Annotated in this window: 11 protein-coding genes; 1 reads left to right on the plus strand and 10 read right to left on the minus strand. The window is 65.6% G+C overall.

Annotated features, from left to right (window positions below; genetic code table 11):
* Positions 1-29 precede the first annotated feature (29 nt).
* Complete coding sequence (locus tag AKJ09_RS51630) at positions 30-749, plus strand: 2OG-Fe(II) oxygenase (RefSeq protein ID WP_275936728.1); 720 nt, start codon at positions 30-32, stop codon at positions 747-749.
* 14 nt (positions 750-763) lie between these two features.
* On the opposite strand, the gene AKJ09_RS51635 is transcribed toward AKJ09_RS51630, so the two are convergent.
* The 10 genes from AKJ09_RS51635 to AKJ09_RS51680 form a co-directional block, all read right to left on the minus strand.
* Complete coding sequence (locus AKJ09_RS51635; RefSeq protein WP_146655245.1) at positions 764-1,990, minus strand: pyridoxal phosphate-dependent aminotransferase; 1,227 nt, start codon at positions 1,988-1,990, stop codon at positions 764-766.
* 80 nt (positions 1,991-2,070) lie between these two features.
* Complete coding sequence (locus AKJ09_RS51640; RefSeq protein ID WP_146655246.1) at positions 2,071-3,819, minus strand: hypothetical protein; 1,749 nt, start codon at positions 3,817-3,819, stop codon at positions 2,071-2,073.
* A 252-nt stretch (positions 3,820-4,071) separates the two neighbouring features.
* Positions 4,072-5,157: an OmpA family protein gene (locus AKJ09_RS51645; protein ID WP_240488910.1), complete on the minus strand. Its 1,086-nt coding sequence runs from the start codon at positions 5,155-5,157 to the stop codon at positions 4,072-4,074.
* A gap of 28 nt (positions 5,158-5,185) precedes the next feature.
* Complete coding sequence (locus tag AKJ09_RS51650; protein WP_240488911.1) at positions 5,186-5,512, minus strand: DUF4398 domain-containing protein; 327 nt, start codon at positions 5,510-5,512, stop codon at positions 5,186-5,188.
* Positions 5,513-5,607: 95 nt separating this feature from the next.
* Positions 5,608-6,267 carry a transcriptional repressor LexA gene (lexA, locus tag AKJ09_RS51655; RefSeq protein WP_146655248.1) on the minus strand — a complete coding sequence of 220 codons (660 nt, stop codon included), beginning with the start codon at positions 6,265-6,267 and terminating at the stop codon, positions 5,608-5,610.
* Positions 6,268-6,506: 239 nt separating this feature from the next.
* A complete protein-coding gene (locus AKJ09_RS51660) occupies positions 6,507-7,202 on the minus strand; it encodes a cytochrome c3 family protein (RefSeq protein WP_146655249.1) in 696 nt (231 codons plus the stop codon).
* 75 nt (positions 7,203-7,277) lie between these two features.
* Entirely contained in the window at positions 7,278-7,838 is a 561-nt protein-coding gene (locus AKJ09_RS51665; RefSeq protein WP_240488912.1) for a Crp/Fnr family transcriptional regulator, read from the minus strand.
* 42 nt (positions 7,839-7,880) lie between these two features.
* Positions 7,881-8,744: a thioredoxin-disulfide reductase gene (gene trxB, locus AKJ09_RS51670; RefSeq protein WP_275936729.1), complete on the minus strand. Its 864-nt coding sequence runs from the start codon at positions 8,742-8,744 to the stop codon at positions 7,881-7,883.
* 110 nt (positions 8,745-8,854) lie between these two features.
* Entirely contained in the window at positions 8,855-10,495 is a 1,641-nt protein-coding gene (locus AKJ09_RS51675; RefSeq protein ID WP_146655250.1) for an OmpP1/FadL family transporter, read from the minus strand.
* A 51-nt stretch (positions 10,496-10,546) separates the two neighbouring features.
* Complete coding sequence (locus tag AKJ09_RS51680) at positions 10,547-11,467, minus strand: hypothetical protein (RefSeq protein ID WP_146655251.1); 921 nt, start codon at positions 11,465-11,467, stop codon at positions 10,547-10,549.
* Position 11,468: the final 1 nt, after the last annotated feature.

An 11,468-nucleotide genomic window follows, 5' to 3' on the forward strand; every position in this document is an offset into this window, starting at 1 on the left:
GAGGCCACGCGCGCGGCACTCTCCACGCCGTGGACGGCCCTTCGTTCTTCCTCGAGCGCGCGAAACTGAAGTCCCTCGCGATGACGCAACGCACGGGCTACGACGCGGCCCGGCCCTCCCCTCACGCGGTCTTCGACGGTTTCCTGGGCACCGAGCTCGCGACCGCCTTGTACGAGCGCTTTCCGGGGCCCGACCATCCGGGGTGGATGCGTCGCGACTACCGCGAGCAGTCGGCTCGCCTGGGGCAGCTGCAGCGCTCGGGGTTCGAGGGCGTCGACCCGATGATCCGCCACCTTCTGGCCGAGTTCTCGGGCATGGCCTTTCTCGATTTCCTCGGGACGCTCACCGGCATCGAAGGGCTCATCCCCGATCCGCATTTTCGGGGCGCCGGGATCTCGCTGACGCTGCCCGGCGGCCATCTGGCGCTCCACGCGGACTTCAATCGTGATCGGACGCGTCATCTCGAGCGCAAGCTCACCGTCCTCTACTACCTGGGAAAGGATTGGGAGCCGGGCTGGGGCGGTGCACTCGAGCTCTGGGACGAGTCGCGCTCACGATGCGAAGCGAGCTATTTGCCCGTGCTCGATCGGCTCGTCGTCATGACGCACGGCGACACCTTCTGGCACGGTCATCCGGCCCCTCTCGCCTGCCCCGAAGGGCGCTACCGCGCGACGCTGTCGGCCTACTTCTACGTCGCGCCGAAGACGGCAGCCGACGACGACGCACACGGCGCGATCTGGGCCACGTGATCTGACCTGGCCCGTCAGGGAACGTCGCGACGGAGCGCGTCGAACGCATCGAGCAAACGATCGACGCCGACACGCAAGCGATCGAGCGGCACGGCCGTGAAGCAAAGGCGCGCCGTGTTCGCCCATTCCTCGCCGAACGCGTCGCCCGGCGCGAGCAGCACGCCACGATCAACGGCGCGCTCGAGCAGCGACAGCAGAGGTCGCGCGAGATCGGCGCGGTCGATGGCCTCGAACGCGGGCGCGAAGTCGAGCAGCAGGTACGTCGCGCCCTCCGCGAGATGGAAGCGAATCGGCGAGCCTTCGAGCGCACGCGCCGCGACGTCACGCGCCTCGCGATACGTGCTGAGCGCCTTCCGTGGAAACGCCTCGTCCGACAGCGCGGCGAGCGCGGCCCTTTGCATCGCGACGGAGACGTTGAACGCCGTATGCGTCGAGACGCGGCGCCCGGCTGCGACGACCTCTTCCGGCGCCACCGCGAATCCGATCCGGCATCCGGCGAGCGCGTGACTCTTCGAGAGCGAGCCGAGCACCACCGTGCGCTCGCGCATGCCGGGCAATGACGCGATCGACACGTGCTCGCGGTCGAACAGCGTGTCGGCATAGACCTCGTCGGAGAACACCCAGAGATCGTGCTCGCGCGCGACGGCGGCGATCCGCTCGAGGTCGGTGCGCGAGAGGACTTTGCCGTCCGGATTGTTCGGCGAGATGAGGTAGATGGCCTTCGTGCGCGGGCCGACGGCCGCCGCGAAGAGTGCGCCAGCGTCGAGCGACGGATCGGCGTAGAGACGCTGGGAGAGGGAGACCTCGACGGGCACCGCTCCACACGCCGTGAAGATGCCCGGCGCAAGCGGCCAGTACGGCGAGGCCATGAGCACCTCGTCGCCCGCATCGAGGATGGCGCGAGCCGCGCAGAAGAGCGCGTGCGTTCCGCCGTTGCCGATGAGCAGCTCGCTCTGAGGGTCGACCTCGACGCCGTGCGCACGCACGCGCGCCGCCATGGCCTCGCGAAGTGGAGCGAGGCCGGCGGTGGGACCGTAGCGAAACAGCGACGTGTCCGAGCCCGAGGCGTCGGTGAGGGCCTTCTGCGCGGCAGGTGGCGGCGCGAGATGCGTGTCGCCGATCTGCAGCGGCACGAGGTCCAGTCCGCGAGCCGACAAACGATCGATGCGCGCTTGAAGCTCCGCAAACACGGCGGGCTTCATGCGCGCGATGGTCGACGAGAGCGGAGGGAGCTTTCGCATTCCGCCCCTACCGTACCCCCAGAAACGCAAACGGGCAGCGAAGTCTTCGCTGCCCGCTCACGTTGCCTAACCGGCGTCTTTCAGAAGCCGACGAGGAAGCCGAGCTCCGGTCCGATGCTCGGCATGAACGACTGGCCGAAGGCCAGGTTCAGGCGGAGGCCACCGGAGAGGGCCATGCGGTGGTTGAGCGCGAAGCGCGCGCCGCCGCCGAAGACGAGGAAGCCCGGGCCCGAGATGTTCCAGGCATCGACTTCCTTCTGGGTCTTAGGACCGCCGGCGCCGGGGCCGCCCTCCTGCTCGACGACCGTGACCTTGACGTGCGCGTCGAAGGTCGAGACGCCACCGCCGGCGAAGGCGTACGGGGCAAGCTTCGCCGTGTAGCCGTCCTTGCCGAAGTAGTAGGTGCCGCGGAGCTCGAGGTGGATCGGGGCGAACGTCTTGCCGTCGTCCTTCGCCGCCTGGCCCGGGTAGTTGTTGAAGACGTAGCCGAGGCGCGCGCCGACCATCCAGTTGTTGGTCAGGCCGTAGTCGAGCGACGCCATGATGCGGATGTTGCCGAACGCGCCGCCGCCCGAGACCTTGTCCGAGGTGCCAGGGAGGATGGCGGCGTTCTCGCCGTTGCGCGGGTTATTCTGCTGCGGAATTTGGCGGAACGGGTAGTCGTTGCCGTCCTGGACGCAGTAGTAGTTCTTGTCGTTGATCGGCAGCTGGCCCTCTCTCGTGCCCGAGAGCTTGCAGACGTCGTCCGCGCTCGGGAGGAACGAGTAGTCGAAGGCGCCCCAGATACCGACCCAGATCTTCGGGGTCTTCTTCGGCCCCTCCGGCTCGGTGCACTTGTTGTCCTGGCAGGTGCCGCTGTGGCACTCGCTATCCTCTTCGCAGAACTCGCCGCCACCCTTGCCGATGAACTCCTGCGTGGTCTCCTTGGTGCCGCCGATGCCCGCGGCCTTCTTGCAGCCCGGGAAGTCCGGCGGGCAGTCACCCGTGTCCTGGCACTGCGTGGGAGGGGCCTCGCCGGGGAGGTGCGGAGGGTTCGCGACCTTCTCGCGCTTGACCGGCACCTTGTACGGGCGGGCGCGGTCACCGCCGGTGGCGACGGGGTCGTTCTCGGCGTTGAAGCCCTGGATGTAGTACTGCGTGACGCCCTGCTGGACGTCGCCGCAAGGAAGGAGACCGCCCCAGCCCTTCTCGCCCGTCTTCTTGAGCTCGTAGGCCTTCCACTCGGTCATGCCAAAGCCCTTGTAACGGACGATGACTTTGACGAGCTGCTCTTCGCCGGCGTACTCGGCGTAGACGGGGATGGGCGTGCGGTACTGCTGCTCCGGCGCCGGCGTGTGCGTGAAGTCGCCCTGGGGCTGACCTTCCGTCGTGCCCGTGGCAGCGCCCGTGGCTCCGCCCGTCGCCGCGCCACCACCGTGGGTGGGCGTCGCGGGAGGCGCCGACGGCGCACCACCGGCCGCGCGCTTCTTGGCCTCGGCGAACGCGGAGTCGAGCTCCTTCGTCTTGAGGTCGGGATCGAGCGCCGTGCTCGGATCGAGCTTCAGCGCTTCGACGAAATTCTGGATGCCCTTCTCGCGATCGAGTTGACCGCCGATCTGGACGACACCGAGGTCACGACGCAACTGCGCGCGAACCGGCGCGGAACATTTGTCGGTTCCGCACTCCTTGATCGCCTTATCGAGTTTGTCCTGAGCCTTCGCGAACTCGGTCGTGAGGTAATCCTCCTCCATGGCCTTCTTTTGGAGGGCCTTGGCGGCGGCTTCGACCTTGGCGTTCTGTGCGAACACCACCTTCGGCGTGGTGACGCCGAACGCGAGGGCTAACCCCAACGAGAGAGCGAAGCCGAGCGAGCGAACCGAGCGTTTCGAACCACTAGGCACTTGACGAGTCTGCACGGTACTCGGTGCATTACACCGATTCGGTCTTCGCTTGTTCGAGAAAGCGTCGCCAACTTGTGACATTGCTTGCCTTGGTTCGACGACGCGTTTCGCTAAAGCGCAACCGTGACCATCACACGGCAGCGGTCGCCGAGAATGTCTCCCGAAATCCGCGAGCGAGACGTGAACGAAACCCGCTAAAAACTAGGGGTTTTCCGTTCGAATGAACTGAACTCTGCGGTTCAGGGCACGGTTGCCCTCGGTGTTGTTCGGGACGAGGGGTTGCGTCATGCCATAGCCCTTCGAGACAAGACGCGATGCGTCCACGCCGTGCGAGGACAGGTATGCCTTCACCGCGTCGGCTCGCTGCTGCGAGAGCTTTTGGTTGTACGCGGGCTGACCGACGTTGTCCGTATGGCCCTGGACCTCGATCATGATCTTCGGATTCGTCGTGAGCACGTCACGTACGGCATCGAGAATCGGATACGAGACCGGCTTGATCGTGGCCTTGTTGAAGTCGAATTGGATCTGCTGCGTGATCCGAATCTCGCGCGCCGTGACGACGACGAGGTTCGGGCAGCCCGGGCGAGGGCCACTCGGCTGGCCCGGCGTGTTCGGGCATTCGTCGTAGATGTCCGCGACCGTATCGTTGTCGTTGTCGTCGTCGGGGCAGCCGTCGTCGTCCTGATAACCGTCAGGGTCTTCGGCTTGGTTTGGACATTTGTCCTTCGCATCGACAATGCCATCGAGATCGTTGTCGGGCTCGGGGCAACCGTCGTCGTCGAGATAGCCGTCTTTGTCCTCCGGCTCGAGCATGCACGCGTCGCGCGAATCGGGGATGCCGTCACCATCGGTGTCGGGATCGTCGGGGCAGCCGTCGAGATCTTCGAAGCCGTTGTAGTTCTCGCGCGCGTCGGGACAGCGATCGAGCGAGTCCGCAATGCCGTCGCCGTCGCGATCACCTTCGCGCGCGGGCGCGCCGGAGCACTTGTCGCGCGGGCTCAGCGCGAGCGCCGCTTGCGCATTCGGCTCGGCCAGCGCGAGGTGTCGCTCCGCGTCAGAGAGCTCGCCTTGATCGAGCTCCGTAGCTGCGAATTCGAGATGGGATTTGGCGAGCGCGAGCTCCTTCGGCGCGCACTTTTTGGCGCCGCTCTGCTCGGCCTTCGCCACGACTTCGTTGAGGCCGGCGATGCGCCCCCGCAAGACCGGCGTAGTGGCGCACGAGGTCGTGAGCACGATCGCGAGAAGGCCGACGCCGAGAACGCGCGATGGCCGACGCGTGCTCAGCACCCCCACACTCCCTGCGCCGAGCGCTCGCTCACTTCGCTTCACCCTTGCGACTTGCGAGGATGAAGTCGATGGCCTTCTGGGCGTACTGCTCGGCGGTCTCGGCGTACGAGGCCGCATCGCCGTAGCTTGCGTCCGCCGCTTCCACCTCGGCTTGCCGCATGTGCTCGCGCGCGTAGTAGTACTCGTACGGCGCGGCAGTCTCCGCGCCCATCGCGCGCGCCTGCTCGATCCGCGACTGCGCCGCGTTCATCGACACCGAGTAGTAGACGCTCCCGCACCCAGTGAGACTGAGAGTGAGACCGAGACCAAGCGCAAGCGCGAGCGCGCCGGTTTGCATGGCAGCTCGCGCTGCCACGAGCTTCAAACTCACGAAGTCGAGCCAGCCCCGCATTTCGTTGGTTACGAGACGTAACAGTCTCGAAAGGCGGGGGTCAACACTACTTCGAGTGCTTAGAGCCTTCGGAAGACGCCGACGACGACGCCGAGGAGCATCGTGGGCTTGAAGTCGACCGCGCGTACGAGAATCGGAGCCATCGACTTGTTCGCAGGCTGGAAGCGAACGTAGTCCTTCTCCGGGTAGTAGTACTTGACCGTGGCCTCGTCGCCGATGAGGGCAACGACGATGTCGCCTCGGCTCGCCGTGAGCTGCTTGCGAACGAAGATGTAGTCGCCGCTGAGGATGCCCGCGTCGATCATCGAGTCGCCCTGGACGCGGAGGCCGAAGACCTCGCGACCGCCCTTGAGCAGTCCGCGGTCGACACGCACGGTGTCGATGATGTGCTCCTCGGCAAAGAGCGGAAGACCTGCCGCGACGCGCCCGAGAACCTGCACGTCGATGACGTCTTCGTCTTCGAGCGGACTCGGCATCGCCGAGTCGTTCTGCGCCTCACCGCTCGAGTGTGCGGTGGGACGGAGCGCGCGGCTCTTCATGTCTTCGCGCGTGAGGTATCCCTTGCGCTCGAGCGCGCGCAGGTGATCGTTGACGCCGTTCGTCGACCGGATCCCCATGCGTGCGCCGATCTCGCGCAGCGTTGGCGGATAACCGCGGTCGGCGATCGACTGGCGGATGAAGTCGAGCACCATTTGCTGGCGTTGAGTCAGGCCTTGCACACTGTTCAGCGTACTGAACGGGCGTATCTGAGTCAAGCAAACGGCTGGAAAGAACCCACGAGTTGGCACAAAAGCTTCGGAATTCGCTTGCAAATTCCGGCTCGCACCAACGGTCACTGGAGCGCTTGTTCGGCCCCGATCGCGTGCACGAAATCGCGCACCGACGAGCCACGTCCGCTCGCGTTCGAGAAGCGCTGCACGCCCGTGCTTCGATGCACGCGAGCAGCGCTACACGGTGACTACTTCACCCACGTGGCGAGGATGTGCGGCTCGAACGGATCGCCGTGGCACGTCTCGCAGCCATTCTCCTTCTTGTCGACGCGCTTCAGCTTCTTGACGAAGTTCTCGTCCATCCACGCGCTGAGCGCCTTCTTGTCGTGGCGATCGAGGAACTCCATCTTCCCCTCGTGACACGAGTCGCAAAAGACGGGGCCTCCGTCCTCCGCGACCAGACCTCGTACGTAAAGATCCCACATCTTCGACGCGATCTTCTTGTTCTTCGTCGGCGCGTGGAAGTCGTTCGCCTCGTGGCACCCCGTGCACTGCGTGCCGAGCGCCTTGTTGAACGTCTTCATCACCTGACGAAGCTTCTCGGGTGGAAGCCTGTTCAGCGACGGAAGCGCCTTCGCGTCGAGACCGAGCTTCTGAAGATCTTCGCCCATGGCGCTCGCCTTCATGGGAGCCATCGGAGACGTCGGGCCACCGGGCGCGACCGTCGCGGAGGCCGCTGGACCCGTCGTTGCCGTACCAACGGGCGCGGTCGGCGTTCCCGGAACGGTGGACCCGCCGGGCGCCGTCGAAGCTGCAGCTCCGGGCGTCTGGGGTTCCACTCCTCCACCGCCACCACCACACGCAGCGAGAGGAACGGAGACGGCCAGACCGGCCGCCAGCATCACGTGCGCGACCAACTTCGAGGGCTTCGCGATCGGCATCATCGGATGCCACGCTAGATGCCTCGATGCGACGTCGTCAACGTCGGCGCGACCGTACGCAGACTCAGAAGCGCCCGCTCAGAAGCGCCCGCTCGTCGACAAGAACGTGAGCTTGTCGTTCGTCTCGCGGAGACGCGCGGCGAGCATGCGGACACAACTCCACAGAACCTCGTACGCGAGATCTTTGTGGAGGAAGAGCAGGTCGTCGAACGCGTCTTTCGTGATGACGAGAAGACGGCATTTTTCGTGGGCGATCGCGCCCGCCGAACGAGGTGACTCGTCGAGGAGCGACATCTCTCCGAAGATCTCGCCGGCGCCGAGCACCGCGAGGGCCTCTTCGCCCATGCCGCCGACCTCGCGCGAGATGCGGACCTTGCCTTCGAGGATGATGTACAGCTTGTCGCCCGGATCGCCGTACTGGAAGATCCGCGTTCCGTACGGGTACGCCTCTTCCGTCGTGACCTGAGCGATCATCGTGAGCGCTTCGGGCGTGAGGCCCTCGAAGAACGGGACGCGCGCAAGCTGCGCCTCGCGCTCGACAGTCGTGGGCCCCGTGTCCGACCCGCTCTCGGTCTCGTTCGGCGGGGCTTTCGCCTCGGCGTGCTCGACTCGTGCGGCGGCGGCCTGCTCTTCGGTCACAGGCCGAAGCCTACACTACCGGAGCAGGCCCGCACAAACGACTCAGTGCTCGCCGTTGGCGGCCAGCCAGCGCTCGGCTTCGAGCGCCGCCATGCAGCCGGATCCAGCGGCCGTCACGGCCTGACGATAGACGAAGTCCTGGACGTCGCCGGCCGCGAAAACGCCCGGGACGGAGGTCTGCGTGGTGCCCGGCTTCGTGCGGATGTAGCCGTTGTCATGGAGCTCGAGGAACTCCTTGAAAAGCTCCGAGTTCGGCGTGTGGCCGATGGCGACGAAGTAGCCGGTGACGGCGATCTCGTGCTTGTCGTTCGTCTTGTTGTTGCGAACGCGGAGGCCGGTGACCTCGCCGCGCGACACGTCGAGGATCTCGTCGACCTCGGTGTTGTAGAGGATCTTGATCTTCGGGTTCTTGACGACGCGATCCTGCATCGCCTTGCTCGCGCGGAACTCCTCGCGGCGGTGGATGAGCGTCACGTTCTTGCAGAGGCCCGAGAGGTACATCGCCTCTTCCATCGCGGTGTCGCCACCGCCGATGACCGCGACGTCCTGGTTGCGGAAGAAGGCGCCGTCACACACGGCGCAGGCGCTGACGCCCTTGCCCTGAAGCGCCGTTTCGCTCGGGAGGCCAAGCCACTTGGCCTGCGCGCCCGTCGCGATGATGATCGTTTCGGCCTTGTATTCGATGTTGTCGTCGCCCGCCCAGACCGTGAAGGGACGCTTCGAGAAGTCGACCTTGTTCACGTCTTCGGTGCGGATTTCCACGCCCTGGTGCACGCCCTGTGCACGGAACGCCGCCATGAGCTCCGGCCCGGCGATCTTCGACGGGAAGCCCGGATAGTTCTCGACGTCGTTGGTGATCATGAGCTGACCGCCCGGGATGCCACCGCGCGCAAGGCCCTCGAACATGAGGGGCTTGAGATTCGCGCGCGCTGCGTAGATGCCGGCTGTGTGGCCCGCGGACCGGAGCCGATGATGATGACCTTGCGCGTATCGCTCATGGCAGAAGCTTATCTTTCTCAGAACCTGTAAGCGAGCCCGACGTTGATCACGTTGACCGAGTTCGTGATGGTCCCGAGGTTCACCGGCCACTTCGTTCGATAGCGCTCACTGCCGTCCGCACATTTCGACGGGCTCACCGGATCACTCTTGTTGCAGGAAGTGCCGGCGAGCGCGTGAAGGCCGTCCGCATTCGCGTCCGTACGGCTCTGGTCTGCGAAGAACACGTGGCCGTAGGCGAGCATGAGCTCGATTGCGCTCGAGCTTTCTTCGGTGCCGAGGCGGATGCGGTACGTGCCGCCGAACGCGAGGCCGAAGCGTGACGTCGCCGCGAAGTCGATGTTTTGGAATTGCGGATTGGCTGCGCTCGACTCGAAGAAGCCGCCCGCGCGTACGGCAAGCTGATCCGGAAGGATGTTGTAGTCGCCGCCGACGCGGATGCCGAAGACGTCCTTGAAGCCGCGGACCTGGTCGGCGTTCGGAGGGATCTCGCCGCCCTGGACGCCGGCGACGGGAAGCAGACCGCGTCCGGAGGCGTCGCCCGGGAAGCGAATCTCGATCGTGCTCGCCGCCGAGTTGTTCGCCCACGTGGCGTCCGCCTCGACGTCGAACAGATCGGTCGCCATCGGATCGCGAAGGCGTCTCCCCTTCTCCTGCGCCCACTTCGGCCGGCGGTCGCGCGGCTTGTGATAGCGGACGCCGAGCTTCGCCTCCATCGGGATGTTCAGCTTCACGGTGGCATTGCCACCGTTCCCGCACGCCTTCGTGGGCAAGCCCGTGCCGCAGTCCTCGAAGATGGTGTCGCCGTAACGCACGTTCTTGTTGTCGCCCTGCGCGTTCTGCTTCGTATAGAAGTTCGTCGCCGTGCCGGCGTCGCCGCGCGCTTTGACCACGTCGGTCCATTTGTACCAACCGGCGATGTCGATCTCCGGCGTCACGCTCCAAAGCGCGCCGACGTTCACCGACGGAACGAAGTAGTCGGCGACCTGCAGGTTGGCGATCGCGTCGTTCTGCGGCGTGGCGTTGTCGGTGTTGAGGGCCGGCGCAGCACTCGCCAGCTTGAGGCGCGCGAAGCCCCACGAGAAGCTCGCGCCGAGTCGCAAGTCGTCGATGACCTCGTAGCCGACACCGATCGACGGGAATGCGATGATGCCCGATTGCTTGATGAGCAAATACCGATTCGGCGGTGCCTGGGGCTGGCCACCGGCGTCATTCACGAATTCGGGAAACGTCTTCTCGCCCCCCGCGCTCGGCGCGATGAAGAGCAGGCCGACACCCAGCCTGTCGGTGGCGCGCCACGTGATACCGACCTGCGGATTCGGATTCGCCTGCACGTCGTTGCAGACTTTCGGAAACACGCCATTCGGCCCGACGAGCGGATCGACCGATGTATCGGAGGCTGCCTTCACGCGCGTGAAGCAGGTGTGCTCGAAGTTGATGTTCATCTGAATCGTGAAGCGCGTGGGCTGTCCCGCCAGTCCCGCGGGATTGAACATCGTCGCGAGAGGATCGGACGCGCGCGCAATCCACGCCCCGCCACGGCCTTCTTGTTCGGAGCCGTTGTCCGGGAATTCGAGCACGCTGGTGGCGGACGCAGGCGACGCGCTCCCGAGCACGAGTGCGATGGAGCCGAGCGCGACGAGGAGCCTTCCGTTCCGCATGGAGGGCCACGCTAAACGAAGGCCCGTACCGCCGAAAATTAGAATCGTGCGTCAGGGCAATTCGGTTTTGCCATCGGCATCGGGGTGCCAATCGGTGGGCGCCGACGAGAGTCCTTCGAGCGGTCTTTGCACGTCTGGAACGCGTCGCATGCGCACGCGATACTCGTCGGGCTCGTCGTGCTCGGAAGGCGGTTTTTGCATGTGAGGAAGGCGCCTCGCCGCCGGGCCGCCGTGTGAGCGATGAGGGCGGGTCAGGCCCTTCGACGCGCGGTAGTCGGTGAAAAGCGCGGAGAGGATGGTCCCTACACCCGCTGCAATTTGAATCGTACTCGCGAGTCGATCCTTCTTTGCGTAACCGAATACGAACGGAGACGCGATCGCGACGGCGCCCCAGAGGTAGTCGAGTCCCTCGTGTGCCTCGATCGGGATCGCCTTCACGACGCTGAGGCGCTGGTCGGTCAGCTTCGAGAGTGCACCGCCGGTGGACGCCAGGTTCGCTCCGACGATCTTCGCGGCTTTCGTCCGAGCGACGAACGTGCTGGCGAGCGTGGCGGTACTCGCGAGGTAGTCGACGACCGAGTGGACGTCTTGCGGGACGAGACGTGCGAGCGGAAGAATCCCGGCCACCGGCTTCGACCGCACACGCGCGCCAGGCTCGGTGAGGCCTGCCGCGATGCGTCGCCCGGTAGCGACGAGCAGCGCAAGGCGACGCCTCAATCGAAGCGGTACTTCCCGACGCCGCTCGGCGAGCTCTCGCACCAGACGGTGAACCTCGTGGCCCGCGTGAAGGTGTCTGGCCACGAGGCCTACGTGGGACTGGCCGATCTCCCGCTCGAGGTCGTCGAGAAGCGTGTGAAGCGCGGAGAGCCGTGCTGCAAGCCCATCGTTCTCGAGCGCATGCTCGTGCCGACGCAGCTCATCCGAGATTTCCAGGCCATTGCGAAGCTCGAGGTGCAGCGCCGTGCGGTCCATG

Origin of the sequence: Labilithrix luteola, assembly GCF_001263205.1 — a bacterium.
In the GTDB taxonomy this organism is placed as follows: Bacteria; Myxococcota_A; Polyangia; order Polyangiales; family Polyangiaceae; genus Labilithrix; species Labilithrix luteola.

Excerpts from the sequence above, each read along its gene's own strand:
- AKJ09_RS51675 (WP_146655250.1), bottom strand. The coding sequence starts at position 10,495 with ATGCGGAACGGAAGGCTCCTCGTCGCGCTCGGCTCCATCGCACTCGTG.
- AKJ09_RS51635 (WP_146655245.1), bottom strand. The coding sequence starts at position 1,990 with ATGCGAAAGCTCCCTCCGCTCTCGTCGACCATCGCGCGCATGAAGCCC.
- trxB (WP_275936729.1), bottom strand. The coding sequence starts at position 8,744 with ATGTTCGAGGGCCTTGCGCGCGGTGGCATCCCGGGCGGTCAGCTCATG.
- AKJ09_RS51660 (WP_146655249.1), bottom strand. The coding sequence starts at position 7,202 with ATGATGCCGATCGCGAAGCCCTCGAAGTTGGTCGCGCACGTGATGCTG.
- AKJ09_RS51680 (WP_146655251.1), bottom strand. The coding sequence starts at position 11,467 with ATGGACCGCACGGCGCTGCACCTCGAGCTTCGCAATGGCCTGGAAATC.